Here is a 24,017-nt window from a genome sequence, read left to right on the forward strand (position 1 = left end):
ACATCCCGTGGGCGTGCGTTTTTCGCGTCGATGAGGTAGATCATTGTGATATGGAACAGCCGTTTGGTGTGTGGGGTTGGGGTAGATCACAGGTTTGTCGCGGCGCTATGGCGTTCGCGCTGGTCGCGGGGGCTTTGGTCGGTTCGGGTGTCGGTGTTTCGACGACCGCGGGCGCCGAACCGGGCGCGATCGCCGAACCGCTCGCCGTCCGTCCGCCGGACGTGCCGACCGTCGGCGCGCCGCCGCAGACCGACCACTTGGCCGCGTCGCGGCATCTGAAGGAGAACAAGAACGCCACGCCGCTGGGCACCAACGATTTCGGCTGCCGCCCCACCGCGGCTCACCCCCGACCCGTCGTGCTGGCGCACGGCACCGACTCCACCGCCTACTCCGACTGGTCGGCGATCGGCCCGCAGTTGGTGGCGGCCGGATTCTGCGTCTTCGCGCTCAACTACGGCGGCGCGCCGGGCGCCGACGCCTACGGCACCGAGGATCTGCGGGCGAGCGCCTACCAGATCGGCCAGTTCGTCGACCGGGTGCTGGCCGCGACCGGCGCCGAGAAGGTGGATCTCGTCGGATTCTCCCAGGGCGCCAACGTGACCCGGCTCTACACCAACAAGCTCGGCGGTGCCGCGAAGGTGGCCCGGTGGGTCGGCATCGCGTCGCCGAGCTACGGCGGGGTGATGTACGGGCTGGTGCCGGTGGCACAGGTGATCCCGGGCGCGCTGGAGGTGTTCGCCAGGGTCACTTCGACCGCTGCGGTCCAGCAGGCGCAAGGTTCGCCGATCATGCTCGAACTCAACGCGGGCGGCGATACCGTGCCCGGTGTCCGCTACGTGACCATCGGCAGCCGGGTCGACGAGATGATCCAGCCGTTCAGCAATATCGCGCTGCGCGGGGCGGGCGCGGAGAACATCGTCGTGCAAGACCTGTGCCCGAGCAATCTCACCGGTCACTTCCACATGGTCTACGACCCGTTCGTGCAGCAGCTGGTGCTGCGGGCGCTCGATCCCGCGCACGCGCCGACGCCCACCTGCGAGGCGGTGCCGCTCGGCACCGGCATCCCGCAGGTGATCATCGCGGGCAATTCCTGATCGGGTCGCCGGGCGGGAGACGAATCGCCCGGCCCGATCACCGCAGTCGCGCGCCGTAGACGTGCTCGACCTCGATCGTGACCAGCACCCGGCGCTCGGCGACCATCACCGCTCGGTACTCCGCCCAATCGGGATGTTCGCCCGCGGCGGCGCGGTAGTAGTCCACCAGGGCCTCCACCTCGGGGCCGTGCGGATCGGTTCCCGGCCCCGTCAGCGTCGCGGTGCCCTCGGCGGTGGCCCACGCCCAGCCGTCCGGTCGAGTGACCTCCAGGCTGGCCCGCGGGTCCCGCCGCAGGTTGACCGTCTTGGCCAAACCCTCGTCGGTCGCGAAGTAGATCCGGTCTGCCGCGCGGTCGTAGTACGGCGTCACGGGCGAAAGCTGGGGACGCCCGGACGCTTTGATCGTCGCGAGCACACCGAGCTCGCTCTGCGCCAACAGCGCGCGAGGGTCGAACGGTTCGGCGCTCACCGCGGCGTCACCGAGTCTTCGCGGAACAGCTCGATCAAGGCCGCGTAGCCTTCGTCACCGCGTCCGGCCGACACCGCCCGGTCCGCCAATGCCTTGACGAACCTGGGGATTTCGGCGCTGACGCCCGCGGCCTCGCACTCCTCGACGACGTGCTCCATGGTGGCGACGTGGGTGTGGATGGTGGCGTCCAGGACCGGGTAGTCGCGCGCGTCGATCTGCTGCGCGTATCCGGTCAGCCACTCGCCGACGGTGCCGACGCCGCGAGTTGCCAAGGGCGCGAAGGCATCGGCGCGCACACCCGCGGCGCCCAGCAGCGCGGCGCTGTGCAGAAACGCGTTCAGGATTCCCCACATCAGGTTGAGGATCGCCACGTCGTGCAGCGAGGACAGGCCGTGGTCCGCACCGAGATAGGTTGTGCGGCCGAGGTTCTGGAGGACGTTCTCGTGCGTGTCGAAGGCCGCGCGCGGGCCGCTGTAGATGATCTCGGCATCCGTCGAGCCGATCGCCGCCGGGACGCCGAGGATGGCGCCGTCGAGGTACCCGCACCCGTGCCGCGCCGCCCATTCGGCGGTCTGCCTGGCCTGCGCCGAGGTGCCCGAGGTCAGGTTCACCAGGACGCGTCCGTCCAACGCCCCGTCCAGCGGATCCAGGATCTCGTGCACCGAGTCGTAGTCCGACAGGCACACGATCAGGAGCCGACCGGCCGCGACCGCGTCGCCGGCGGATTCCGCGAGTGTGGCGCCGTCCTCGACGAGATCCTCGGCCTTCGCCGCCGTGCGATTCCAGACCACGGTCCGATATCCGTTGCGCTGGAAGGTCTTAGCGAGCGCGTGGCCCATCATGCCGAGGCCGAGGACCGTCACGGTCTCGGTGCCGGATTCGCGCGTCGGGGCCTGCTCTTGTGTCGAGTCGATCGTCATGACACGATCCTCAACGTTCACACCGGTATGAAGGTCAAGGAGCGCGCGCCATGCTGATCGGCGAACTGAGCAAACGAACCGGAGTTCATGCCCATCAGTTGCGGTATTACGAAGCTCAAGGCCTGCTCGAACCCGAACGCGGCAGCAACGGCTACCGCCAGTACGCCGACGATTCCGTGGTGACGGTCACGCAGATCAGAAAGCTGCTCGACGCGGGCCTGTCGACCGAGGTCATCGGCCACCTGCAACCGTGCATCACCGGCGAGGACGCCGATCTCGTACCGTGCCCGGAGCTTTTCGACACCCTGCGCGCCCGCCTCGCAGCACTGGACGAGCAGATCGCCACGCTGACCCGGACCCGGCAGGCGTTGCTCGACTACATCGAGACCACCGAGGAACGCGCGCCCTCGCACGACTATTCGCCGTGCGAAGCCACCGCGTGAGTTCAGAGGTACTCGGCGACAACGTGATACAGGCCGGGGCTCGCGTCGGCGAACTTCTCGGCCTCCGCGACCGAGGCCACCACGGTCTTGTTCAGCCCGGCGGCCTCGCACGCCTCGACGCTGTCCCAGTGGGCGACGTTGATCAGCTGGAATCGAGTGTCGGACAACAGCGCTCGGTGCAGACGCACATCGCGGAAGCCGGGCGCTCGGCGCATGAGAGACGCGCGTTCGCGCCACTGTTCGACGAATTCGTCGATGCGGTCGGCGGGTAGTTCGATCACATTGATGAAGGTGACGCCCTGATCGGCCATGGGTGAATGTCCTTTCGGTTTCGGCTGTTTCGGTCGAAGTCGGGATGTCATCCGCGCAGCAGCTGACGGGTCAGCGCTTCGCCCCACCACCGCTCGACCCGGTCGGGTCGCCACCCGCGCTCGACGGTGAGCGTGGTGTAGACGTCGATGTTGCACAGCGCCGCGTAGACATCGAGGGCGGTCGACCGGTCCACGCCGGGACGCAACGCGTCATCCGGCCAAGTCTCGAAGACCTCGGCGCGCACTCGATCGGCCGCGCGGCGGACCTGCCCGTAGACGGTGGCGAAATCGGCCTCGGTGCGACCGGCTTCGCGGATCAGCGCCACGAGGTCGCCCGCACGTTCGAGAAGCCGCCGGTCGTAGCCCGCCATCGCGGCGAGTTGCCGTGCGGGCGTGGGGGATTCATCGAGTTCGGTGAGCAGGCGGGGGAGGTCGGCGGACAGGTCGGCCGCGTCGACCAGCGCCCAGACCAGTCCCGCCTTGTTGCCGTACGCGGCGTAGACCGTCGGCACCGAAACGCCCGCCTCGCGAGCCACGTCGCGCACGGTGGTCGACGCCCAGCCCTGCGAGACGAACAATCGGCGAGCGGCGTCCGCGATCTCCACCCGGGTGCGCTGCGCCTGAGCGTGTCGCCGCAGGGAATCGTAGGCGCGCCGCGGGGGTGGCTCTGTCACTCGGGCACTCCGATCTTCCGCCTTATATATTGATTATAGTATCCGTTAAGTCAATAGGCGCCGAAAAAGGGAGCCGCGGCACCGCGCAGCTCCCTCTCGATTCGGTGTTCACGCCGCCAGTTGCAGCGCCAGCGTGGCGGCCGCCGGTGCCAGGTACAGCAACGGGAACACGCTCGTTGCCCTATCGACGACGTAGCCCCCCGCGGGTGTGACATCGCGCCTCCGGCCACCCGGCATGGCGCCGGATACCCGATCCGGCAGACGTCGTGGAATCGGACGGAAGCGTGCGGCTTCCGGCTGCTCGCGGTACACGAAATCGCTGACAGCGCAGGCCTTTTCCATCGGCGGCAGGCATCGGTCGCGCTCGCGAAGCAGTTACTGGAACTGGTCGTTCTACTAATATGTCCTGCGCGACAAAGGAAGTCGGGAAGTCGCCCAGCTGCCACAAAGTCGGTTGTGAGGTGGCGAGGGCGGGGTTTCGCGGGGATACGGTGGGGAAACGTGTTCTAGCCGCGGGAGGTTCGATGTCCGCAGAGCAGGTCGACGACGACCTAACGGTGTCCGGCCGTCCCGTATCGACGCATTTGCGGGACGTTCGCACGATCTCGGAGCGGATGGTAGGTCACTTCCTGGAGACGGTCGCGCCGTGCAACACCCTGCCCGGTGACGCGCTGGGCGGTGATGTCGCCGCGGTGACGCGCGTGTGCCTGGAGCTGGCGACGCGGATGCTCGACGGCGGTGCGGACATCGATACCGAGATCGCGCGGGTCGGCGCGGCGGCCGCGCAGTGGGCGCGCGAGGGAATTCCGATCGACACGATCCAGCACGCCATCCACGAGGGCGTCAAACTCGGCTTCGACCTGGTCCTGGCCCAGGCGACGACCGGCGATCAGCAGAGTCTGCTGAATGTCGCGCGGCGGCTGATGGACATCCTGGACACCATCGGCGCGACGGTGTCCGTCGCCTACGTGCGAGAGCTCAAGGCCGTGGTCAGCGAGCATCATGCGGCGGTGCATACGCTCACCTCGGCGCTGCTCGGCGGCAACAGCACCTCCACCATGGCCAGGGAGTGTGGTGTCCCGATCGCGGACGCCTATCACGTTCTGGCGCTGCATATTCCGCCGCATCGTGATGAAGCGAATCCCAAGCTGGATCCGAAGGTGGTGGCGCGGCGCAAGTTACGCCGGGTCCAGGCGGAGTTGGCGACCAGGTGCGGGGAACGCGCGCTGTCGCTGTTGAGCGTCGACGGCGGAACGATTCTGCTGCCCGCCAACGAATTCGACGACGCCGCATTGGATTTCCTGGTGAAGTGGCTCTCGGACGCCGCCCAGGCGCCGATCAGGGCGACCGCGGTGGAAGCCGGGCTGCGTCGCATCCCCGAAGCCGCCGACGAGGCGCACGAGCTGCTGGACATCGTGCAGCGGTTGCGGTTCGAGTCCGGGCTGTATCGGTTCAACGACATGGCGCTGGAGTATCAGCTGACCCGCCCCGGCCCGGCCCGCGACTTCCTCGGGTCGCTGCTGGATCCGTTGGAGGAGTATCCGGAGTTCTTCGAGACCCTGCAGATGTACATCGCCACCAACCTCAACCGCCAGCGCACCGCGCGCCTGCTGCACGTGCACACCAACACCGTCGACTACCGGCTCAAGCGGATCGGCCAGCTCATCGACTTCGACCCGACCCAGGCCTCGGGTCTCTGGTACCTGCGCTCGGCGATGGTGGCGCGCAGCCACCGCGACGGCGACATCACCGAGCGAAGGGCCGCCCGATAGAAAGCCACCGAACGAGGCCGGCCTCCGCGGTCTTGACTTCGCTCTGTCGTTGCGCCGAAGATCATTCATCCCGTCCGACGGGAGCTTTACCAACCGGGCTCCGCGGCCCTACGCGGCTGTGGCGTTTTTCGCCATGGCACAGGAGTTTTCGATGAACGCACGGTACGCGATCAGGTGGGCGGCCGAGCACGGGTTGCCGCGGCTGGCGTTGCGCGCCCGGTACCACCTGGGCGACCCGTTCGCCCGGCTGCTCAGCGGCGCGGAAGGCCGCGACGATCCGTATCCGCTGCTCGAGCAGTTGCGCGGGACGGGTGGCGTGCGGACCGGTCCGCTCGGATACGCGGCCTTCGACTACCAGCTGTGCCGAGAGATTCTGCGCGACAGAAGATTCGGCGTGCGTACCCCGATCGACCCCGCGGTGCCCGGTCCCTTGCGTCGTTACGCGGAGCGAGTCGTGTTGCCGCCCAATCCGATCGAGGCGCCGTCGATGTTCATGCTCGACCCGCCAGAACACAGCCGGTTGCGCAAGCCGGTCGCCTCCGCGTTCACCCCGCGCGCCGTCGCCCGGTTGGGCGACCGGGTGCGCGAGGTCACCACCGAACTGCTCGACGCCATGGCCGCGCGCGGATCGGCCGACCTGATCGGCGATTTCGCCGCGCAGGTGCCCACCGCCATCATCGGCGAGATGCTCGGTTTTCCGGCCGCCGACCGCGAGATGTTCCTGCGCTGGGGTGACGCGATCACCCCGCTGCTGGACGTCGGGATTCCCTGGCGCGCGCACCGGCGCGCGATGGCCGCCACGAAGGCGATGGCGGGTTATCTCGCCGCCCACATCGAGAAGTCGCGCCGCGAACCTCGCGAGGACATCTTCAGCGTCCTGGTGTCCTCCGGCGAACTGAGCACCCTCGAGCTGATGGCCAGTGCGAACGTGCTGATGGGCGCGGGCTTCGAGACGACGGTGAACCTGATCGGCAACGCGATCCCGCTCCTGCTCGGCCACCCCGATCAGCTCGAACTCCTGCGCGCCGAGCCGGAGCGCTGGCCTGGCGCGATCGAGGAGGTGCTGCGGTTCGACCCGCCGGTGCAGATGACCGCTCGCCGGGTGCTGGAACCGGTGGAATCGGGTGCGGGCGTTTCCCTCGAGCCAGGACGCTTGATGATGGTGTCGCTGGCGGGCGCCAACCGTGACCCCGTGAAGTTCCCCGATCCCGCCCGATTCGACATCACCCGCGCCAACGCCAAGGAGCACCTGTCGTTCGGGTCCGGCGTCCACGTCTGCATCGGCGCGAGCCTGGCCAGGCTGGAAGCCGTCCACGCGCTGCCCGCCCTCTTCGAACGCTTCCCCGACCTGCGCCTCGAAGGCGAACCACGCCGCCGCGGCCTGTGCACCCTGCACGGCTACCAGCAGATGCCTGCCCGGCTGGGGCGTCCGGCGGGGGCGCGGGCCGTACCCTCCATGGCCTCCGGCGACCGCACGCCAGGCAGTTGACGCTTCGCCCCTTCTGTGATCCCGGGTCTTCGGTTGTCCCGCTCCTGTCGGCCTCGGCGCGGTGCTCGGCCGCCCCGCTCGCGCGGCCGGGCAAGGTTGACCTTGACCGTGCGTCAGGGTTGGAGGCTTGTCGCATGACGAACAGCAGCACTCCCTCGGCTCGGCTCGCTCCGCCGGTCGGCGGGTTCCAGGAAGTCGACGGCCGCCGCGTTTTCGTGCATCGGTCGGGGAGCGGCGGACCCGCCGTCGTGTTCCTGCCCGGCGCGAGCGTGGTCGGTCTGGATTATCTCGGTGTCCAGCAACAGGTTTCGCAATTCACCACCGCGGTGGCGTACGACCGCGGCGGCACCGGCTACAGCGACCCCCTCCCGTTGCCGCGCACCGCCGCCGCGGTCGCCACGGAGCTGCGCGAGTTGCTGCGTGCCCAGAACATCCCCGCTCCCTATGTTCTCGCGCCCCACTCGCTGGGCGCTTTCTACGCGCATCGGTTCGCGCAGCTGTTCCCGCGGGAGGTGGCCGGAGTCGTGACATGCGCGCCGAGTTGCTCGCGGACTACCCGGAGCCCGTCCGGCGGTCGCTGATCGAGGCCAAGGGGAGCGACGAATGGGTTCGTGTCGGAATCGCAGAGCGCGGCAATCTGACCGAACTGTCCACGGAACTGCGGGCCGGGCCTCCCGATGTCCCGGTCATCGCGCTCAGCGCGCTGGGCGCCGACCCCGCCCAGCCGATGGAGACGCAGCGGCAGATGCACGACGGCAGAAGGCGAATGGACGCGGCCCTGCGTGACATGCGCGCCGATTACCCGGAGCCCGTCCGGCGGTCGCTGATCGAGGCCAAGGGAGCGACGAATGGGTTCGTGTCGGAATCGCCGAGCGTTCCTGGCGAGCCGGCTACGACAGGAGACGACAGTGGCTACATCGCCACGCCGGGCAGGTTGCTCGCCTGTTCGAACCAGTCGATCAGCCGGTCCTCGAGTTCGCCCAGCTCATCGACGTCGTGGATGTCGAGGTAACGGACTTCCTCGTGTTTGGACGCCTTGGGCGGCACGGGTTCGAGCGAGGTTCCTCGGAGGAATTGGAGCTGCACGTATCCGGTGTAGCAACGGAAGGAGAGGAACCAGCCCTCGGTGTCGCGACCGTAGAACGGCTGATTCCACTTCACGGCTTTGTGCGCACCGGGGACGGTGCGCACGAGCAGCTCATCGAGCCGCTCGCCCACCGCGCGCTTCCAACCGGGCATGGCCGCGATGTAGGACTGCACCGGAGCGTCACCGATGCCTTTCGGAATCTGCGGATTTCCGCCGGAAAGCAGTTTCGGCTCGGCGTCCGAGCTGTCAGCGATTTTCCTACCCATCGCCATCGGTCCTCCGTCGATAGTGGTCGTCAGCGCTGGCGTTGTTTGTTGGTTCGTAGGCGGTGGTTGTCGGCGTGGAGTTGGGCGTTGGCGTCTTCGAGGTCGAGGATGCGGGCGATGCCTGCGAGGTTGATGCCTTGGGCGGCGAGTGTGGTGATGCGGTGTAGGCGGGTGAGGTCGTTGCCGCTGTAGCGGCGGGTGCCGCCGTCGCTGCGGGCGGGGGTGATCAGGCCGTGTCGTTCGTAGAGGCGCAGGGTTTGTATGCCGATGCCGGCCAGGTCGGCGGCTACCGATATCGCGTATACCGCGCGTGCCGGGTCCGGCTGTTGGTGTTGTTGGCGATCCAACTCTGCTCCTCGGTACTGCTGTTGCTCTAGGTTTTCTATGGTATCCCGTTGCGTGTGGCTGTTGATAGTGCTATAAGAAATCTGTACTGGATGGCATAGATTATCCGGTGTCCGACTATCGAGTTGACGGTTGGTTGGAGGTGACGATCATGCTGATGCGTACCGATCCGTTCCGGGATCTGGACCGTCTGGCGCAGTCGACGATCCCGGTCGCGGAGCAGGCCAGGCCGCGCCGGATCGAGATCGCCCCGTGCGACGGCCACAAGGTGATCGACGCCTGAGCCCGGGCGGCTTCGACTGGGTTGTGTCGGAGGTGTGTTGGTCATGATCGGCACCGATGGTTTCGGTGTTCGCGACCGGATCGATGCGCGGCTGTTGGCGCTGGATCCCGACCTCGAGCCGTTGTTCGCCGAGGTCGAGGAGATCCTGTGCGAAGCCCTTGCCCCCGAGCTGGTTTCGGAGTGGGTGCGGCTTCGCGCCCGAGCGCCCCGCCCACCGGCCGACGTCGATTCGGATTGGCGGACACCGAGATTGACAGGACGGGCGCCGCCGAGGATGCGCGCGACCCAACGCGGCCCTCCGCGGCCCCAAGCGGACCCATCCGCTACGACAACATCGACAGCGAATCGGTAAGCGAAAGTGAGGTGATGTCATCGCACGATCCATCAGGTCCGCGGCGCCGCGGCCGGACGACCGGCAACCAGGCGCATTGCGAAACACTTGCCTGCGACCAGACATTGCGCACCGCCACACCCAGTGGCAACGCCGGATCCACGGCGGCGCCGACCGCAGACGGATCTGTTACACCTCTCGTCTCCTTCGATCAGGGGCGGGCCCGCCAGCGCGATCACTCGAAGGGCCCGCCCCACTGTCATCCGAGTGTCCAGTGCACGACGTAAGGAGGTTGGCCATGACCACGATCCCCGCCCGCGACGACGCCGACTACGCCGAGCAACGCACCCTCGTCCACGACGCCGACCGCCACACCGGCCTGGACACCCGCGCGCTGCACCCGTTGGCCGAACGCGTCCGCGCCGCCTTCGACGCCGCCGACACCACCGACCGAATCGACCAAGCCTTCATCACCCCGCTACCCGATGACGACGACTATCGCCTCACCAACTGACACCCACTCCGACATCGAGTCCCCCGAGCACGCCGGTTGGCGCCACGGCACCGTCGCCTGGTTCAACGCCGAGAAGGGCTTCGGATTCCTCACCCCCGACGAGGACGCGACCGCGGTGTTCGTCGAGTACTCCAGTATCGAAACCCGCGGCTACCGAACACTTTCCGCGGGCCAGCCCGTCGTGTTCACCGTCGAACACACCCCGCGCGGACCGCACGCCGCACGCGTGCGCCCCTACACCCGCGCCCTGGGCGACCCGTCACCCAACCCCTGAACCACACGCACAGCACCGCACGCACACAACACCGATGGCACTACACCACCTTCCTCAACACAGCCTCGCCCTGCTCACCGGGCTGGCCCTGCTCGCAGCCCTCGGCGCCCCACCGCTCACCCTGCTCACGCTGACCGCCACTCTCGGCTGCGCCATCCTCGCCGCCGTCCTGCGCGAACCGCGCCCCCGCAATGCCGGGCCCCCGACCTCGGCAACCACGGCGCGCTCGACCGCGCCGCGAGCAACGGCGCGCCGCCGCGCTGCGTCCCGGTACCGCAGGCGCGGTAGTCGCATCCCCGGGGTTCGGCCGATCCGGCACCGACACCCCGTGCTGCACACCAGTTTTCCTCCGGAGGTATCCATCCATGACACGGCACGCACACAGCACCTCTGTCCTCGAGGGTGCACCCGGCGTTGGCACCCCCATGCCGCGGCCCGCCTCGCCCCTCCCGGGCCATCACGCGCCCGTTGCGGACCAGCGCCCCAGCGAATGGCACCCCGGCATGCTCTGGTGGGACGCCGCCACCGTACTGGTGACCTACCCGACCCCCAGCGGGACATGGCAGACCGTCGCGCACCTGGTGATCCCAATCGACCACGGACGCTTGGCATTCCGAGTACCCGCCCACTCCGCCGAAGCGCAGCAACTCAGCCGCGACCGACGCGTCATCGTGCAGGCCGGTGACTGGCGCGGCACCCCGGCGCTGGGATCACGCCAGCATCAAGGCACCGCCGAGGTCATCTTCACCGGCCCCCTCTACGAACAGGTCCAAACCGGTATCCGCACCAAGTACGGACCCGTCCGCACCGGCCTTGCCAACCTGGCCCGCAGATTCGCCGCCGGAGCGACCACCGACCTCGCCGCGATCGTCACCCTCCACGAAAACCCGCCCTACTGCACGGCGATTTCGCCACCCAGTTCGTAGCCGCCACTGAGCTCCAGTCCGTCACCGCTCCAAAACCGTCCGGGGTCATACCAGTTGGGGCTTCGGTGTTGCGACAGCAGTCCCATCGACTGGTAGGTCGCGGCCACGATCTCCGCGCAGTACGCGCTTTCCAGCTCCTGTGCGGCGGCCCGGCTCGATCGGCGTCGTGGGACCCGAACTCGGCCGCGTAGCCAGCGTCCGGCGAGAGCGGCAGTCGAAGGGAAAGGGATTCCGTCGAGCCGGGCGACGGTGCGCAGCAAGCTGTCTTCCATCTCTCGCGTCGGCGGACGGTTCAATTGGCGCAACCAGGCCTGCTGACCGTAGCGGTTCGCCCACACCAGCACCGCGTCGCGCAGATTGTGTAGCTGGACGCCGCGGTGCGCGACTCCCGTCCACATGTCCGGCAGTGATCGGCCGAGTTCCGCGTGCCAGATCAGCGCGGGCAGGTCGTCGAGCACGACCGACATGCCGACATGGTTCACCGGGCTGTTCGTCGTCATGCGAATCGCGCGGTCGGCCGCGGAATGGCCACGGAACAGCCAGATGTCGCCGGTTCTGGTGATCTCGAGCGCTCGATCGAGACTGATGCTCGTCCCCGTCATGGACGTAGCCTATTCGGTATGAGGTGGTGGAAGGCAGTGGGATTGGCGGGTGTGGCCGGTGTGGTCGCGACCGGTGTGGTGGTCGTGCGCGCCGAGCGTCGTCGCCGCGCCTACACCCCGGATCAAGTCCGTGAACAACTGCACAGGCGATTCGCTCAGGCGACCGCGTCCGAAGCGACCGCCGAAATCGCTGCGCCAGCAACTCGGGACGCCGTCGGCATCCGCGGGCGAATCCGCCGCTTCGTTGGCAAGATGCGGGTGTGGGTGACTATTTCGAACGAATCGTCGACCTCGAGGTGACCTCGGCAGACGCGGGCACGCTGGCCGAGCGCATGGTGGGCTGGATGGTGTCACGCCGATGGCTGCTTCGGGAGATGTCGCGAAACGCGATGTACAGCCTCCAGGTCGACGAAGGCTATGTGCCGGGCCCCGACTGGTCGCAGATCACCCAGGATTGGGGTGCCGACTGGGTTCCCGGCCCCGTCGCGGTCATCGTCGGCCGCCACGACCACTATCCCGGGCAGGGCTGCATCGAACCGGCCTCCGCGGTGTGCCCACGGTGCCGGGCCACCACCGTGATCATCGACTACCCCGAACGATGGGAAGCCGATGCCGCCGTTTGGCAGCCGTTCTCGGACGCGATCGACGCCTGGAAACAATCGGGCACCGGCGCGGCGATCTGCCCCTCTTGCACTACACCGAGCCCCATCACCACTTGGCAGTGGGCAGACGGCTTCGCACTGGGTGCCCTCGCCTTCGACTTCTGGGGTTGGCCGCCCCTCACCGAGGACTTCCGCACCGAATTCGCCGCGCGACTGGGGCACCGAATCGAACACCACACGGGCAAGTTCTAGACCGAGACCTCCGGGTCATATTCACTGCTGGGCCGGCGCGGTGACCGACGTCGATCAGCGTCTGCCACGAAGGCGGGCATACGCCGTCGGCAATTCAGGCACCACTGCGTAGTCGGAATGGTTTGCAGGAGGTGGATCGGTATCTCGGCGCGGCAGCCGCGGCAGCCGCCGTAACGGCCGGTGGCGATGAGGTTGAAGGTCGCATCGATGTCGGCCAACGCGTGCCGCGCGGCCGTGGCCAGCTTTTCGGTGACTTCGTGTCTGGCCCGTGCGGCAGGGTCGGAGGGTACAGCGGCGCGATCGATCTCGGCTTCGAGCTCGGCCAGCTGTTGCACGCGGAAGCGGCGTTGCTGATTCAGTCTCGCGCGCAGCGCGGGTAGGTAATCGGAAAGACGTTCCGGTGAGAGGGGGTGTGCGGGGGTCATCCGGTCCTCCAGGACTGGTGGTTCGGAAGGTGGCTCGATGCGGTTACGTGAGAAGGGGTGGGCCGCCCTGTGAGCGGCCCCCTGTATGACCACCTCCACGCCCCTCGAACTATTCGCTGACAACCCCAGGATCGTTCTCGCGCAACCGGCTGCGCTTGTTCGTCTGCGACAGTTGCGGGCGTGCCAATTGTCCGATTTCCCCACTTCCGAGTTTACGAAGGCCAGGCTGGGGAACTCGCCTCGAGCTGGTGCGACTGCTCGTGTTCGCCGATGAAGACGTGTTCCATCCCGGTGACCAACGTCAGCCGAGCCCATCGAGGCAAAGCTCGACGGAGCGATCGCGAAGCCACACCCTCGGGAGTGAGGTGACATTCATGAGAAGTTCGACATGGGTGGGGTGGGCAGCGCTGGTGGTGGGAATCGGCGCAATGGTCGCGTCGATCACCGTGAGTTCCACACGAGTCGGGGAGGGCCTGACGTTCGGGTTCGGTGCGTTCATCGCGTTCTTCGGGGTGTTGTCGTTGCCGGTGCGGAATCGGACTCCCGATCATTGGGGCCTTTTCGTGGTGGGCTTGGCGATGTTTCTGCTGCCCTGGCTCGGCGCCGGTTTCGTCCCTGATCGTGGGGCCGCGTGGACGGCGTGGATAGCAGGGTTCCTGGCAATGGCGCTCGGGGCCACCGCCTGGGCTCGGGACAATCCGCCCACCGCATCGGGTATGCGCGACTACAGCGCGGGCGGGGCCGAGCGCAGCGCGTTCAGTTGTTGGATAAGCCGGGCGGCGCTGGTCGTGGGGGTTGTGACCGTGGTTCTGGCCGGCACGGTGGTGCGCTCGTCACCGGTGCCGACCGCCGTCTTGATCGGGCTCGGTGGCCTCACCGCGGTGACGGCGTTGTGGTCGCTGCTGGCGGGTGACCCTACGCGTGATTTCCTGGCGCTGGCCGTCGTAGGGTTCGCATTGTTCCTCGCACCGTGGGTCGGCGGCTTCGCCGGCGGTAGTGCCGCGTGGACGGCGTGGATATCCGGCTGCATCGTCACAGTCCTCGGCGTCGCTGGATACCTGCGCGGGGAGTCCCTCGATGTCAGCGAGACCGTTGCCGACGCGGCGGAGATCAGGTACCGCGAACGGTTCCGCCGGCCTAGCTGAATTCGCGACCAGGTCGCGTCAGGTTCGACATCGGAGCGGCTCATGGTGACATTGGACCGGTTGGCGAACGTACTGGGTGGCTACGGCGTCCGCTTGCGGTTGGGTTCGGTTCCCCGGTCCACCCCGCTGCGCAGTGTGGTGATTCACGGGGCCGAGCAGGACCCGGCGGAAACAGGCGATGTGCTGCTGGGAATCGGGGCACGCTCGGTATCGGAGGTGGTGGGCTGGGCGGCGGCGGCGCGGGCCTTTGTCGCGCTCGTCCGTGGGGGGCCCGAGAACGGCCACGACGAGTTGGAAATCGAGGGCGTGGCGGTGATGGTGATCGACCCTGCGGTGGCCTGGAGCGAGGTGGCCGCGGTGGTCTACGGATTGGTTCTGGAAGGACGCGAGACCGAGGCAGGCCGCGGCCCGACCGATTTGTTCGCCTTGGCCGACAACCTCGCCGATGCGGTCGGCGGAGCGGTGACGATCGAGGACCACCAGTCTCGGGTGCTGGCGTATTCCAAGCCGCAGCAGCATCTCGATCCCGCACGGGTGGAGACGATCCTGGGCAGGCAGATGCCCGAGTGGTTGCGCGCGGTGTTCGATGCGCACGGTGTCTTCGTACATTTGGCGTCCTCGGATGAGCCGATCTTCGTTCCCGCGCAGGCAGAACGTCGGGTGACGGGCCGGATGGTCGTGGCTGTGCGCGTGGGCCGCCAATTGCTGGGCTCGGTATGGGTGTCGTGCCCCGCGCCGTTGCACGGGACCCGACGGCGGGCCTTGACCGACGGCGCGCGCACGGTGGCCCTGCATCTGTTGCGGTCGCGGGCCAGCGCGGACCTGGAACGTCAGGTGGAATCCGAGCTGGTGATCCGTTTGCTGGAGGGCGCCGCGGACGCGCCGACGGTGGCAAGCAAGTTGGGATTGGCACAGGAGGGTCTACGGGTGCTCGCGCTTCGGGCTCGAATCGCAGGCGAGCAGCACGCGGCGCTGCTGTTGATCTTCGAGCGAGCGACGACCGGATTCGGCTGGTCGCGTTCGAGCCGCAGCGCCTTGGTCGGCGACACCATCTACACCGTGCTGCCTGCTGATCAGGCGTCGACGGCACGCCGCTGGATAAGCGAGCGGCAGGCTGCGCTGCCCGCGCGGATTACGGTGCTGGCCGGTGTCAGCGGCGTTGCCCGGGCTACGGAATTGGGGTTGGCGCGCGCGGAAGCCGACGAATGCCTGGCGCTGCACGAGGCCCGCTCGGCAGGTGCTGCGCCGCCCGCCTACGACGAATCATGGGACGAAATCCTGCTTCAACGGTTGCGCACCGCGGGGCTGTCCGGGCGTACCCCCGCCCGAGGACCGATCTCGGAGTTGCGGCGCCACGATCGCACGAACGCCACCCAGTACGTGGCGACGCTGCGCGCCTGGTTGCACGCACAAGGCGACCCGGCAGAGGCGGCCGCGCAGCTCGGTGTGCACGAGAACACCATCCGTAATCGGCTGCGCAAGATGGCAGAGGTGACCGACCTCGGCTTGGACGATCCCCGCAAGCGGCTCGCCATGATGATCGAACTCGCCGCCACCGATTCCGCCTGACACACCCGCGCTGTGCTGTCACCACAGATCCCGGCACCCCGATTGTCGAATCAGCGCAACCGATCACCTCGCCGCCACTCCATCATGGAGTCGAGCGGAAATCGCAGGCAGGCGCGGCGTAACCCTAGTCGAAGCGGAGTTGAACGGATGCGGAACATGCGGGTAAACGAGGTCATGCGAAGACCGATCATCGCTGTGCGACACGATGATTCGGTACGCGAGGCGGCGCTGATGCTCACCGAACTGGGCTACGCGGCGTTGCCCGTTCTCACCCAGGACGACCGCCTCATCGGGGTAGTCACCAGCGGTGACCTGCTGCGGGCCGGCGAACTCGACGACACCGTCGACGCCGTGATGACCACACCCGCGGTGTCGGTCTCCGACAGCGCAGCACTGGACGAGGTCATGAGGTGGCTGCTAACGCGCGGACTGCGTAGCCTGCCGGTCATCGACGCAGACGGTCGTGTGGTCGGGATGTTCAGCCGCGGCGACGCGCTACGGATCATGCTCACCCCCGACGATTCACTCGCGGCCGACGCTCAGAATCTCCTCGATCAGTACACCGGCCTTCGGCGCTGGCATGTCACCGTCGAAGAAGGCGACGCCAGCATCTCCGGCCGGTTCACCGACGAATCCGAACGGCGCATCGCCATCGCCCTGATCCGCACGGTGCCCGGTATCCGTGCCGCGACCGTCGCGACCACACCAGCCGCTGCTGTGCGCTGACGTCGCGGTTCGGTTGACGACATCGATGGCCGGTTCGGTCAGCGCACTTGGAGGAGGCTGTCGGTCAGTTCCGCTCGCCCGCCACCGCTACGCCGTAGTGATGTCGCTGGATGTCCGATCCGGGCGCTGGGTGAACGCGGCGCGATACGCACTCGGCGTCAGTCCGGTCCGTCGCGAAAGATGTTGGCGCAGCGAGTCCGTCGTCGCGAGTCCGCTGAGGCGAGCGACCTGGTCCATCGGCAAGTCGGTCGTTTCCAGCAGCTCCTGAGCCCGGATGACGCGCTGATGGAGCAGCCATTGCAGGGGGCTGAGGCCGGTTTCCGCATGGAACTTGCGGGTCAAGGTGCGAATACTGGTGCGGGCATGATTCGCGAGGGCGGCGCGGGTGAGTGGCTCGTGCAGGCGGCCGAGCGCCCAGCTACGGGTCGCCGCCAGCGAGGTACCGGTCTCGGGCGGTAGCGGCGTCCGAATGAACTGGGCTTGTCCGCCTGGTCGCACCGGCGCGGCGACGACGAGACGGGCGGCCGAGTTGGCCGTCGCGGCGCCGTAGTCGGTGCGCACCAGATGCAGGCACAGATCGATACCCGCGGACAGTCCGGCGGAGGTCAGGATGTTGCCGTCTTCGACATACAGCACGTCGGGGCGAAGTTCCACCGCGGGGAAACGACTGGAGAATTCGTCGGATTTGGCCCAATAGGTGGTGGCGCGGCGCCCGTCGAGCAGTCCGGCCTCGGCGAGGACGAAAGCTCCGGTGCAGATCGACGCTATCCGCTTGCCCGCGGCCGCGGAGCGACGAAGCACCGCGAGGACGCGCGGATCGATGTCGTCGCGGGCGCCGGTGCCGGTGACGATGACGGTATCGGCGTCCTCGACGGTGTCCAGGCCATGCGGAACCGTGATCTCCAGGCTGCCATTGGTGGCGACCGGCCCCGGGCTCGCGGTACAGACGCGCACCCGATAGCCGGGAGCGCCGTCGACCAGCATCTCGCCGAGCACCAGGTCGGGGATGGACAGGTCGAACGTCGTGGCCGGGGGGACGGCGACAACGGCCACTCGGTGCATGGCCCGAACCTCCGGATCTTTGGCATGTGGGTCACTATCGTACGGATCTCTTGTGGCGGAGGCTCATTGGCACGTCGGCGCGACCGTTGCGCCGACGGCCGTTCACACCACCGCGGACCAGGAGAGATATGTCCTCGCACGTCGTCATCGGAGCCGGAGCCACCGGCTCGGCCACTGCCCGTTTGCTCGCCGACTCCGGCGATCGGGTCCGGCTCGTCACCCGCAGCGGCAGCGGGCCGGTGCACGAGCGGATCGAACGAGTCGCCGCCGATGCCACCGACACCACGCGGCTCACCGAACTGACGCGCGGCGCGGCCACCCTGTTCAATTGCGCCGCACCGCCCTACGACCGCTGGCCGACCGACTTCCCTCCGTTGGCCGCCGCGCTGCTGGCAGCGGCCGAGCGCACCGGCGCCGACTACGTCATGCTCGGCAACACCTACGGCTACGGCCCGGTGGACGGCCCCGTGACAGCGGAGCTTCCCATGGCCGCATCGAGCGCGAAAGGCTCTGTGCGAGCTCGGATGTGGCACGATGCGCGCGCCGCCTACGAGGCGGGCCGGGTGCGGGTTACCGAGGTCAGGGCCAACGACTTCCTCGGCGCGCACGCGTATTCGCCCTTCACGCTCATGGTCGGTGGGCAGGTGCTGGCCGGATCCGCGGCTTGGTGGCCCGGCGATTTCGACGCCCCGCACAGCTGGACCTATACCGGCGACGCGGCGCGCACACTCATCGCCGCGGCTCGGCACGAGCAGTCCTGGGGTCGCGCCTGGCACGTCCCGTCCAGCTCCGAGGAGTCGGTACGCGAACTGGCAGTGCACCTTGCCGCGGCGGCAGGCGCGCCGGAGCCGCGCCTGAACCGCATGACGCTCGCCGAGCTCACGGAAATCGGTCGGACCGACTCGGTCATGGCGGAGTTCCCCGAGATGCTGTACCTGTACGACCGGCCCAACATTCTCGATGCGTCATCGACCACTACGACATTGCATGTCACAGCGACTCCGATCGATGAGGTCCTGGCCGAGATGGCGGCGGTACCCGTTGGGCCCTGATTCGCCATCCCGTAACATCGAACGTCAAGCGGCAGCGTTCTGCCGGGCCATGGTTGCTGCGGCTTGGTCGAGTGCGTCGTCGCAGTGGGGGAACAGGCGGCGGATGCCGCCGTGGGTTGGGGAGGTCGCCGTGCCAGCGGGGGATGACGTGGATGTGAAGGTGGGCGATGCTGCGTCCGGCGACTTCGCCGTCGTTGATTTGGCCTGCTTCTTCGGCTTGGCGGCACCCCGAAGGTGCCGCCCCACCGTTGGTTACTCCTCTAATCGGCGGCTGAGCAGGGGGTTCAGGGTGGTCGCGGATCGCCGGCCAGCCCTTTCCGGGCGGCCGGGCGGGGGGTATGAACACCCCGCCCGGTCCGCATGTGAGTTGTACCAGGTCGGGGGCGTGGTGTTGGGGAGATCGGGGTGATCGGGGCCGCTCTCTAGAATGAGACGACCGCATTCGTCCGCTTCCGGGAGCCGCCGTGACCATTCAGCCCGTTCGCCTGTTCGGCGATCCGATTCTGCGCGCCCGTGCGGCGGAGGTCACCGAATTCGATCGTGAGCTGCGCCAGCTGGTCGCGGACCTGACCGACACCATGCACGACGACGGCGGTGTCGGCATGGCCGCGCCGCAGATCGGCGTGGGGCTGCGGGTGTTCGTCTACGACACCGGCGACGCCGCGGGGCACCTGGTGAACCCGACCTACACGGTGGTTGGCGACGAGGAACAGGTCGGTCCCGAGGGCTGCCTGTCCATTCCCGGACTGCGCTACGACACCCGTCGCGCGCTGCGGGTACGGGCCTCCGGTGTCGACATGCACGGCAATCCCGTCGAGTTCGACGCGGAGAAACTGCTGGCGCGCTGCGTGCAGCACGAGACCGATCACCTCGACGGCGTGCTGTTCATCGACCGGCTCGACCCCGCGTCCCGCAAGGAGGCGATGCGCACGATCCGGGAATCCGACTGGTTCAACGCGGGTGTCACCGTGCGCGAGTCGCGCGGCGCCGGTCAGGCCGGACCGTTCGGACGGGGCCGCTGATGCGCGTCGTCTTCGCGGGCACCCCCGAACCCGCCGTACCCTCGCTGCGCAGGCTCATCGAGTCGGAACGCCACGAGGTGGTCGCGGTGGTGACCAGGCCCGACGCCGTCGCGGGCCGCGGCCGCAAGGTGACGCGGTCGCCGATCGCCACGCTGGCCGACGAGCACGACATCCCCGTGCTCACCCCGCGCCGCCCAAGCGAACCCGAATTCGTCGAGCAGCTCACCGAATTGGCGCCCGACTGCTGTCCGGTGGTGGCCTACGGCGCGCTGTTGCCGCAGCGGGTGCTCGACATCCCGCGCTTCGGCTGGATCAATCTGCACTTCTCGCTGCTGCCCGCGTGGCGTGGCGCGGCGCCGGTGCAGGCCGCCATCGACGCGGGTGACGAGATCACCGGCGCGTCCACCTTCCAGATCGAGGCGGGTCTGGACACCGGGCCCGTCTTCGGCGTGGTCACCGAGAAGATCGCGCTGACCGACACCGCGGGCACGCTGCTCGCCAAGCTCGCCGAAACCGGTGCCCACCTGCTGGCCACCACCTTGGACGGCGTGGAAGACGGCACCCTGCACGCCGTGCCGCAGTCGACGGACGGCGTCTCGTACGCGCCGAAGGTGGCCGCGGAAGACGGTCACATCCGCTGGGATCTGCCAGCGCTCGCCATCAGCAGGCGCATCCGCGCCGTCACCCCCGCGCCCGGCGCCTGGACGGAGGTGAACGGCACCCGCCTCAAGCTCGGCCCCGTCGAGATGGTGGAGGAGGTGCTGCCCGAACGCGTCATCGAGGTGCGCAAGACCGGCGTCTTCGTCGGCACCGCGACCACCGCCGTGCGCTTGAATCAGGTGCAGCCGCAAGGTAAGCGGATGATGGCGGCCCTCGACTGGGCGCGCGGCGCCCGTCTGCAGCCCGGCGCGGTGGTCGAATGAGCCCCGCGGATCGCCCGCGCAAATCCGACGACGTCGACGGCGGGTGGGCCAAACGCGCCGCCCGCAAGCAGGAGGCCCGGCGCGACGCCGCGTCGGGGAAGCCGGCCGATCGCGACTCGGCCGGAACCCGCGGCGGGCAACGGAAGCCGGAGTCCCGCAAGCCGTTCCGTTCCGATCGGGAGGCGACGGGCTATCGGGGACAGGCCGACCGCCGCTTCGAGGGCACACCGCGGCGGACGGAGAAACCGGGAGGCGATCGCGAATCCGGTTACGGCGCAGGGCGTTCCGAGTCGGGACGGTCCGGCTACGGTCGCACCGATCGGTCGGCGCAGGCACCCGGCGGCAAGGGCGGCCGAGCTTGGGACGACAAGCGGACGGGACGGCCCGAAGGTCGTAAGTCCGGCGCGGACGACTTCGGTCGTCGCGGAACTTCGGAGACCGGCTCGTCGTACGGCGGCCGCCGGTCGAGCGACGCCACGGGCCGCTCCAGCGAGGGATACCGGTCCGCCGCCGAATCCGGTCGGCGAGGAGCCGAATCCGGTTCGGCGTCCTATGGCGATCGCCGGTCGAGCGGTGCTGAGCGCGGATACAGATCTGGTGCCGAGGCTGGTGGTCGTCGAGGGTCCGAATCCGGTTCGGCGGCCTATAGTGATCGCCGATCAGGCGGTGCCGATCGCGGATACAAGTACGGTGCTGACGCCGCTGGTCGCCGGGGGTCCGACAGCGGCTCGGCGTCCCATGGTGATCGCCGGTCGGGTGGTGCCGAGCGCGGATTCAAATCCGACGCCTCCGGCCGCCGTGGCTCGGACACCAGCTCGGGGTCGCACGGCAGGCGCGCGGGCGATGCCGTGGGCGGACGCCCCGAACAGTCGACGAGCGCACAGCGAGCCGGGCGGAGCACGGCGAAACCCGTTGGGGCGGAGAAGGTTACTTCTAGCAAGCGCGCCCGGCGGGCCGGTTCCGTCGACCCCGCCCGCGAGGTCGCGCTCGAGGTGCTGCGCGCGGTTCGCGAGCGCGACGCGTACGCGAATCTCGTGCTGCCCGGCCTGCTTCGCGACCGGCGCGTCTCCGGACGGGACGCCGCGCTGGCGACCGAGCTGGCCTACGGCGCCTGCCGGACCCAGGGCCTGCTCGACGCGGTGATCGCGCACGGTGCGGGCCGGTCGGTCGAGGAGATCGACGGACCGCTGCTCGACGTGCTGCGGCTCGGCGTCTACCAGCTGCTGCGCACCCGCATCGGCGCGCACGCCGCGGTAGACACCTCCGTGGCACTGGCGAGGGCCGAATTCGGCACGGGCAAGTCCGGTTTCGTGAACGCCGTGCTGCGGCGCGCGGGGGAGAAGACCACCGAGGAATGGGTCGAGGCGCTGGCGCCGGAGGATCCGGTGGGACGGCTGGCCTTCGAGTACGCGCACCCGGCGTGGATCGCCCAAGCGTTCGCCGACGCGCTCGGCGCCCGCGCGGGCGAACTGCGCGACCTGCTCGCCGCCGACGACGACCGGCCCGTCGTGCACCTGGTCGCCCGGCCGGGTGAGATCACCGCCGAGGAGCTGGCGCTCGTCACCGGCGGCGAAGAGGGGCGCTGGTCGCCCTACGCGGTCTACCTCGAGGGCGGTGACCCGGGCAAGCTGGAGCCGGTGCGCGAGGGCATGGCCGCCGTGCAGGACGAGGGCAGCCAGCTCGTCGCGCTGAGCCTGACCCGGGCCCCGCTGGAGGGTCCAGACGGTGGCCGCTGGCTCGACCTGTGCGCGGGTCCGGGCGGCAAGGCCGCGCTGCTCGGCGCGCTCGCGGCGATCGACCGCTTCCAGGTGGACGCCGTAGAACCCGCGGAACACCGCGCCGAACTGGTGCGCAAGGCCACCCACGACCTACCCGTGCGAGTGCACGTCGTCGACGGCCGCGACAGCGGACTCGAGCCCGGCTACGACCGCATCCTGGTCGACGCCCCGTGCACCGGCCTAGGCGCACTGCGGCGCAGGCCGGAGGCGCGCTGGCGGCGCAGCCCCGCCGACGTCCGCGACCTCGTCGTGCTGCAACGCGAATTGCTCACCGCGGCATGGGATCTGGTCCGCCCCGGCGGCGTGGTGGTCTACTCGACCTGCTCGCCGCACCTGGCCGAGACCGTATCGATCGTGGCCGACCACGTCCGCCGCACGGGCGCGATCGAACTCGACACCCGCGACCTGCTCCCCGGCGTCACCGACGTCGGCGACGGTCCGGCCGCCCAACTGTGGCCGCACCGCCACGGCACCGACGCCATGTTCATGGCGGCGCTGCGCAAACCGAGCTGATCGTCGGCCGAGTCGGTCGAACGAGCTGCGGCCGTCCGTTCAATCGGCTCGGCGACGCCAGCGGATCGGCTCGGCGACGTCCGCGATCGGCTCGGCGACGTCCGCGATCGGCTCGGCGACGCCAGCGACCGGCCGCCAGGCAACCGAGGCCGCAGCACGATCCCGGGCCGTGTCGCCCCGCTCCGATACCGCACGGTGCCCGGAAGCTGCCGCGCCGCGCGATTGTGGCCGCATCCTGCGGCTCGACGCCGCGTCCGTAGTCACCTTGGGCGAGCCGGGCCGAGGTCGGCCAGCCCGCCGGGCGACTGCCCACGCCACGGCGGTCGCGGGTCGAGTCGTGCTGCCCGCTTCGGCCTGCGCGGGGCCTGGTGCCCGGCGAGAGGCACGGTGTCCCGGCGAAGCCCGGTCGCCACAGCGCCCCCGCCGCCCGGGCCGTGGCTGCGTCGTCCCCGCCGCCCAGGCTGTGGCTGCGTCGTCCCCGCCGCGCGGGCTGTGGCTGCATCGCCCCGCTGCGCGGGCTGTGGCTGCGTCGCCCCGCTGCGCGGGTTGTGGCTGCATCGCCACCGCGTCGGCACCATTTCGTCCGCCGCCCTGCGCAGGTAGAGAGGCGGGTCGGCTGGTTTGCGCAGGGACGATCCGCGACCGGCAGCCAGCTCGTGGTGGCCGCGGCACGCTAGTCCCGAGGTGAGCGGTGGTGCCCCGCATCGACTGGCGGGAACGGTACGGAGGCGGGTCCCCGCGCCGAGCCGGTCGGTTCCATCCGTCCAATCCATCGCGCCGCGCCGCCGCGCACACTGGTCCCATGACCCTGACGTGGCAAGACGTGGTGGCGATGGCGACCGAGCTCCCTGCGGTGGAGGAATCGACCTGGTGGCGCAGCCCCGGGTTGAAGGTCGGCGGCAAGGGGTTCGCGCGGCTGCGCTCGGAGGCCGAGGGCGGGCTGGCGCTGCTGTGCGAGATGGTGGAGAAGGAGGCGTTGCTCGCCTCGGGCGATCCCGCCTTCTACACCACGCCGCACTACGACGGGTATCCGTACATCCTCATCGATCTCGACCGGGTCGCGCCGGATCAATTGCGCGAACTGATCGATGCCGCCTGGTGGCTCTCGGCGCCCGCGAAGATCCGCAAACAGCGCGCGGCGGGCTGAC

Annotated in this window: 28 protein-coding genes; 18 read left to right on the forward strand and 10 right to left on the reverse strand. The window is 68.9% G+C overall.

Annotated features, from left to right (window positions below; translation table 11 throughout):
- Window positions 1-107 precede the first annotated feature (107 nt).
- Window positions 108-1,094 carry an esterase/lipase family protein gene (locus tag NAM01S_RS05520; RefSeq protein ID WP_067780305.1) on the forward strand — a complete coding sequence of 329 codons (987 nt, stop codon included), beginning with the start codon at window positions 108-110 and terminating at the stop codon, window positions 1,092-1,094.
- A gap of 37 nt (window positions 1,095-1,131) precedes the next feature.
- Here the strand turns inward: NAM01S_RS05520 and NAM01S_RS05525 are convergent, their stop codons facing one another.
- A complete protein-coding gene (locus NAM01S_RS05525) occupies window positions 1,132-1,563 on the reverse strand; it encodes a PPOX class F420-dependent oxidoreductase (RefSeq protein WP_067780308.1) in 432 nt (143 codons plus the stop codon).
- Window positions 1,560-2,483, reverse strand: a complete 924-nt coding sequence (locus tag NAM01S_RS05530; protein WP_067780311.1) for an NAD(P)-dependent oxidoreductase — start codon at window positions 2,481-2,483, stop codon at window positions 1,560-1,562. Before NAM01S_RS05530 ends, NAM01S_RS05525 begins: the two co-directional genes overlap by 4 nt.
- A 50-nt stretch (window positions 2,484-2,533) precedes the next feature.
- On the opposite strand from NAM01S_RS05530, the gene NAM01S_RS05535 reads away from it, so the two are divergent.
- Window positions 2,534-2,926 carry a MerR family transcriptional regulator gene (locus tag NAM01S_RS05535; RefSeq protein WP_067780314.1) on the forward strand — a complete coding sequence of 131 codons (393 nt, stop codon included), beginning with the start codon at window positions 2,534-2,536 and terminating at the stop codon, window positions 2,924-2,926.
- A 2-nt stretch (window positions 2,927-2,928) separates the two neighbouring features.
- Here NAM01S_RS05535 and NAM01S_RS05540 read toward each other — a convergent pair whose 3' ends face one another.
- The 3 genes from NAM01S_RS05540 to NAM01S_RS05550 form a co-directional block, all read right to left on the reverse strand.
- A complete protein-coding gene (locus tag NAM01S_RS05540; protein ID WP_067780317.1) occupies window positions 2,929-3,237 on the reverse strand; it encodes an antibiotic biosynthesis monooxygenase family protein in 309 nt (102 codons plus the stop codon).
- 47 nt (window positions 3,238-3,284) lie between these two features.
- Window positions 3,285-3,911, reverse strand: a complete 627-nt coding sequence (locus tag NAM01S_RS05545; RefSeq protein WP_067780320.1) for a TetR/AcrR family transcriptional regulator — start codon at window positions 3,909-3,911, stop codon at window positions 3,285-3,287.
- A gap of 108 nt (window positions 3,912-4,019) precedes the next feature.
- Window positions 4,020-4,253: a hypothetical protein gene (locus tag NAM01S_RS05550; protein WP_067780323.1), complete on the reverse strand. Its 234-nt coding sequence runs from the start codon at window positions 4,251-4,253 to the stop codon at window positions 4,020-4,022.
- 182 nt (window positions 4,254-4,435) lie between these two features.
- On the opposite strand from NAM01S_RS05550, the gene NAM01S_RS05555 reads away from it, so the two are divergent.
- The 3 genes from NAM01S_RS05555 to NAM01S_RS36375 all read left to right on the forward strand — a co-directional run bounded on the left by NAM01S_RS05555 (window position 4,436) and on the right by NAM01S_RS36375 (window position 7,753).
- A complete protein-coding gene (locus NAM01S_RS05555) occupies window positions 4,436-5,683 on the forward strand; it encodes a PucR family transcriptional regulator (RefSeq protein ID WP_067780326.1) in 1,248 nt (415 codons plus the stop codon).
- A 151-nt stretch (window positions 5,684-5,834) separates the two neighbouring features.
- On the forward strand, window positions 5,835-7,172 hold the full coding sequence (locus tag NAM01S_RS05560; RefSeq protein ID WP_067780737.1) for a cytochrome P450: 1,338 nt from the start codon (window positions 5,835-5,837) through the stop codon (window positions 7,170-7,172).
- A 134-nt stretch (window positions 7,173-7,306) separates the two neighbouring features.
- Window positions 7,307-7,753, forward strand: a complete 447-nt coding sequence (locus NAM01S_RS36375; protein ID WP_067780329.1) for an alpha/beta fold hydrolase — start codon at window positions 7,307-7,309, stop codon at window positions 7,751-7,753.
- A gap of 331 nt (window positions 7,754-8,084) precedes the next feature.
- Here the strand turns inward: NAM01S_RS36375 and NAM01S_RS05570 are convergent, their stop codons facing one another.
- Window positions 8,085-8,525 carry a DUF1801 domain-containing protein gene (locus tag NAM01S_RS05570; protein ID WP_253798257.1) on the reverse strand — a complete coding sequence of 147 codons (441 nt, stop codon included), beginning with the start codon at window positions 8,523-8,525 and terminating at the stop codon, window positions 8,085-8,087.
- 29 nt (window positions 8,526-8,554) lie between these two features.
- Window positions 8,555-8,872, reverse strand: coding sequence for a MerR family transcriptional regulator (locus NAM01S_RS05575; protein ID WP_067780335.1), 318 nt, complete (start codon window positions 8,870-8,872; stop codon window positions 8,555-8,557).
- 149 nt (window positions 8,873-9,021) lie between these two features.
- Here NAM01S_RS05575 and NAM01S_RS36380 point away from each other — a divergent pair, with 149 nt between their 5' ends.
- The 4 genes from NAM01S_RS36380 to NAM01S_RS05595 all read left to right on the forward strand — a co-directional run bounded on the left by NAM01S_RS36380 (window position 9,022) and on the right by NAM01S_RS05595 (window position 11,198).
- A complete protein-coding gene (locus tag NAM01S_RS36380) occupies window positions 9,022-9,153 on the forward strand; it encodes a hypothetical protein (RefSeq protein WP_255284288.1) in 132 nt (43 codons plus the stop codon).
- A 629-nt stretch (window positions 9,154-9,782) separates the two neighbouring features.
- Window positions 9,783-9,998 (forward strand): Rv3202a family protein, encoded by a 216-nt coding sequence (locus tag NAM01S_RS05585; RefSeq protein WP_067780341.1) that lies wholly within the window; start codon window positions 9,783-9,785, stop codon window positions 9,996-9,998.
- Between the two features lie 13 nt (window positions 9,999-10,011).
- Window positions 10,012-10,272, forward strand: coding sequence for a cold-shock protein (locus NAM01S_RS05590; RefSeq protein WP_067780740.1), 261 nt, complete (start codon window positions 10,012-10,014; stop codon window positions 10,270-10,272).
- 365 nt (window positions 10,273-10,637) lie between these two features.
- Entirely contained in the window at window positions 10,638-11,198 is a 561-nt protein-coding gene (locus NAM01S_RS05595; RefSeq protein WP_067780343.1) for a hypothetical protein, read from the forward strand.
- On the opposite strand, the gene NAM01S_RS05600 is transcribed toward NAM01S_RS05595, so the two are convergent.
- On the reverse strand, window positions 11,165-11,800 hold the full coding sequence (locus NAM01S_RS05600; protein WP_067780346.1) for a hypothetical protein: 636 nt from the start codon (window positions 11,798-11,800) through the stop codon (window positions 11,165-11,167). The genes NAM01S_RS05595 and NAM01S_RS05600 overlap by 34 nt on opposite strands.
- Window positions 11,801-12,060: 260 nt before the next feature.
- Between NAM01S_RS05600 and NAM01S_RS05610 the strand changes: the two genes are divergently transcribed.
- A complete protein-coding gene (locus tag NAM01S_RS05610; protein ID WP_067780349.1) occupies window positions 12,061-12,654 on the forward strand; it encodes a hypothetical protein in 594 nt (197 codons plus the stop codon).
- Here NAM01S_RS05610 and NAM01S_RS34765 read toward each other — a convergent pair.
- Window positions 12,651-13,079, reverse strand: a complete 429-nt coding sequence (locus NAM01S_RS34765) for a TraR/DksA family transcriptional regulator (protein ID WP_157107601.1) — start codon at window positions 13,077-13,079, stop codon at window positions 12,651-12,653. The genes NAM01S_RS05610 and NAM01S_RS34765 overlap by 4 nt on opposite strands.
- Window positions 13,080-13,453: 374 nt before the next feature.
- Here NAM01S_RS34765 and NAM01S_RS33750 point away from each other — a divergent pair, with 374 nt between their 5' ends.
- The 3 genes from NAM01S_RS33750 to NAM01S_RS05630 are packed head-to-tail and all read left to right on the forward strand — an operon-like array spanning window position 13,454 to window position 16,519.
- Complete coding sequence (locus tag NAM01S_RS33750) at window positions 13,454-14,224, forward strand: SPW repeat domain-containing protein (RefSeq protein WP_253798255.1); 771 nt, start codon at window positions 13,454-13,456, stop codon at window positions 14,222-14,224.
- A gap of 42 nt (window positions 14,225-14,266) precedes the next feature.
- Window positions 14,267-15,793: a PucR family transcriptional regulator gene (locus NAM01S_RS05625; RefSeq protein WP_067780354.1), complete on the forward strand. Its 1,527-nt coding sequence runs from the start codon at window positions 14,267-14,269 to the stop codon at window positions 15,791-15,793.
- A 12-nt stretch (window positions 15,794-15,805) separates the two neighbouring features.
- Window positions 15,806-16,519 (forward strand): CBS domain-containing protein, encoded by a 714-nt coding sequence (locus NAM01S_RS05630; RefSeq protein WP_307188659.1) that lies wholly within the window; start codon window positions 15,806-15,808, stop codon window positions 16,517-16,519.
- Window positions 16,520-16,606: 87 nt separating this feature from the next.
- On the opposite strand, the gene NAM01S_RS05635 is transcribed toward NAM01S_RS05630, so the two are convergent.
- Entirely contained in the window at window positions 16,607-17,581 is a 975-nt protein-coding gene (locus NAM01S_RS05635; protein WP_067780360.1) for a GlxA family transcriptional regulator, read from the reverse strand.
- A 128-nt stretch (window positions 17,582-17,709) separates the two neighbouring features.
- Here NAM01S_RS05635 and NAM01S_RS05640 point away from each other — a divergent pair, with 128 nt between their 5' ends.
- From NAM01S_RS05640 to NAM01S_RS05670, 5 genes are all read left to right on the forward strand, one after another.
- On the forward strand, window positions 17,710-18,633 hold the full coding sequence (locus tag NAM01S_RS05640; protein ID WP_067780362.1) for an NAD-dependent epimerase/dehydratase family protein: 924 nt from the start codon (window positions 17,710-17,712) through the stop codon (window positions 18,631-18,633).
- Between the two features lie 464 nt (window positions 18,634-19,097).
- Window positions 19,098-19,655: a peptide deformylase gene (def, locus tag NAM01S_RS05650; RefSeq protein ID WP_067780367.1), complete on the forward strand. Its 558-nt coding sequence runs from the start codon at window positions 19,098-19,100 to the stop codon at window positions 19,653-19,655.
- On the forward strand, window positions 19,655-20,578 hold the full coding sequence (gene fmt, locus NAM01S_RS05655) for a methionyl-tRNA formyltransferase (protein WP_067780370.1): 924 nt from the start codon (window positions 19,655-19,657) through the stop codon (window positions 20,576-20,578). The genes def and fmt overlap by 1 nt, the downstream gene beginning before the upstream one ends.
- An 848-nt stretch (window positions 20,579-21,426) precedes the next feature.
- Entirely contained in the window at window positions 21,427-22,869 is a 1,443-nt protein-coding gene (locus tag NAM01S_RS05660) for an RsmB/NOP family class I SAM-dependent RNA methyltransferase (RefSeq protein WP_067780748.1), read from the forward strand.
- An 802-nt stretch (window positions 22,870-23,671) separates the two neighbouring features.
- Entirely contained in the window at window positions 23,672-24,016 is a 345-nt protein-coding gene (locus NAM01S_RS05670) for an MmcQ/YjbR family DNA-binding protein (protein WP_067780376.1), read from the forward strand.
- The last annotated feature ends 1 nt before the right edge of the window (window position 24,017 follow it).

This window comes from Nocardia amikacinitolerans NBRC 108937, assembly GCF_001612615.1.
GTDB classification, from domain to species: domain Bacteria; phylum Actinomycetota; class Actinomycetes; order Mycobacteriales; family Mycobacteriaceae; genus Nocardia; species Nocardia amikacinitolerans.

Bases quoted from the DNA above. Each gene is read 5' to 3' on its own strand.
- NAM01S_RS05560 (WP_067780737.1), top strand. From the start codon at position 5,835: ATGAACGCACGGTACGCGATCAGGTGGGCGGCCGAGCACGGGTTGCCG.
- NAM01S_RS05595 (WP_067780343.1), top strand. From the start codon at position 10,638: ATGACACGGCACGCACACAGCACCTCTGTCCTCGAGGGTGCACCCGGC.
- NAM01S_RS34765 (WP_157107601.1), bottom strand. From the start codon at position 13,079: ATGACCCCCGCACACCCCCTCTCACCGGAACGTCTTTCCGATTACCTA.
- NAM01S_RS05670 (WP_067780376.1), top strand. From the start codon at position 23,672: ATGACCCTGACGTGGCAAGACGTGGTGGCGATGGCGACCGAGCTCCCT.
- NAM01S_RS05555 (WP_067780326.1), top strand. From the start codon at position 4,436: ATGTCCGCAGAGCAGGTCGACGACGACCTAACGGTGTCCGGCCGTCCC.
- NAM01S_RS05640 (WP_067780362.1), top strand. From the start codon at position 17,710: ATGTCCTCGCACGTCGTCATCGGAGCCGGAGCCACCGGCTCGGCCACT.
- NAM01S_RS33750 (WP_253798255.1), top strand. From the start codon at position 13,454: ATGAGAAGTTCGACATGGGTGGGGTGGGCAGCGCTGGTGGTGGGAATC.
- fmt (WP_067780370.1), top strand. From the start codon at position 19,655: ATGCGCGTCGTCTTCGCGGGCACCCCCGAACCCGCCGTACCCTCGCTG.
- NAM01S_RS05570 (WP_253798257.1), bottom strand. From the start codon at position 8,525: ATGGGTAGGAAAATCGCTGACAGCTCGGACGCCGAGCCGAAACTGCTT.
- NAM01S_RS05600 (WP_067780346.1), bottom strand. From the start codon at position 11,800: ATGACGGGGACGAGCATCAGTCTCGATCGAGCGCTCGAGATCACCAGA.
- NAM01S_RS05625 (WP_067780354.1), top strand. From the start codon at position 14,267: ATGGTGACATTGGACCGGTTGGCGAACGTACTGGGTGGCTACGGCGTC.
- NAM01S_RS05540 (WP_067780317.1), bottom strand. From the start codon at position 3,237: ATGGCCGATCAGGGCGTCACCTTCATCAATGTGATCGAACTACCCGCC.
- NAM01S_RS05635 (WP_067780360.1), bottom strand. From the start codon at position 17,581: ATGCACCGAGTGGCCGTTGTCGCCGTCCCCCCGGCCACGACGTTCGAC.
- NAM01S_RS05550 (WP_067780323.1), bottom strand. From the start codon at position 4,253: ATGGAAAAGGCCTGCGCTGTCAGCGATTTCGTGTACCGCGAGCAGCCG.
- NAM01S_RS05585 (WP_067780341.1), top strand. From the start codon at position 9,783: ATGACCACGATCCCCGCCCGCGACGACGCCGACTACGCCGAGCAACGC.
- NAM01S_RS05520 (WP_067780305.1), top strand. From the start codon at position 108: ATGGCGTTCGCGCTGGTCGCGGGGGCTTTGGTCGGTTCGGGTGTCGGT.
- NAM01S_RS05535 (WP_067780314.1), top strand. From the start codon at position 2,534: ATGCTGATCGGCGAACTGAGCAAACGAACCGGAGTTCATGCCCATCAG.
- NAM01S_RS36375 (WP_067780329.1), top strand. From the start codon at position 7,307: ATGACGAACAGCAGCACTCCCTCGGCTCGGCTCGCTCCGCCGGTCGGC.
- NAM01S_RS05530 (WP_067780311.1), bottom strand. From the start codon at position 2,483: ATGACGATCGACTCGACACAAGAGCAGGCCCCGACGCGCGAATCCGGC.
- NAM01S_RS36380 (WP_255284288.1), top strand. From the start codon at position 9,022: ATGCTGATGCGTACCGATCCGTTCCGGGATCTGGACCGTCTGGCGCAG.